Source organism: Pseudomonas sp. P5_B2, assembly GCF_056400445.1.
Map to the genome: position 1 here is coordinate 1 of NZ_JBFULH010001303.1, position 741 is coordinate 741.

The window sequence follows — 741 nt, forward strand, 5'->3', positions numbered from 1 at the left end:
CATAAATGCCAGCCTTCGCAGCGGCGGCGCGCTTTAACCAATTATTGTTATAAAAGGCTTCGTCTCCGAAGAGGGAGCCGACTGTCCACCCATTGATTCGCTTCATTCCTTGCGACAGATACCTTGAAATTTTCTCGTCACCGTCCTTCATGGCGAGCGAAATGGCTGCTTTGTGCTCCATAGGAAGATCTTTGAACTCAACGGTCTTTTCCGGCCCGATACCGATGGTGGCGAGTCTGGCGCGAAGTTCTTTATCCGCTGGGGTTTCTGGTACGAATTGAAGTGCGGCTTCCAGATACGGGTAAAAGTTGTCGTTGATGCCTGCGGTTGTGGCCGGAGGGAAATCAGTGTCAGGTGCGGCGGCCGGGGCAGGTTGTTTGAGGAATGCCGAGAGTGGCTGCACCTTGTACCCGGCTTGAACCTTCACTACGTTTGGCATGTCCTCCGGACCGAAGAGTTGGGTGCGAAAAATAGTGAGCGCGAAGGGGGTGGTCGAGTGAAAGACGTTTTCGATTCCGGCAGGTATCGAACCTTTCCAGTCAGGGCCAACGACCAAGTAAGCGCCTGGCTCCGTGCCAGTGGCGCGACTGCCTATGTAGCCGAAGTTATAAGTGTTGCCATCGATGAACTGCACCGAGTAATAACGTTTGATTTCGACGGCGGGCACGGAAATGACCATGGGTTGCGCACGCAGATCCAGCCAGACCATGGAGTAGGGCGTATCACTGTTGGGCGTGGCGA

General features: G+C 54.5%; 1 protein-coding gene. It reads right to left on the reverse strand.

Annotation, left to right across the window (positions count from 1 at the left end):
- Positions 1 to 741, reverse strand: a 741-nt coding sequence (locus AC1DRJ_RS30885; RefSeq protein ID WP_477805451.1) for a DUF1254 domain-containing protein, incomplete at both ends; no start/stop codon positions are given.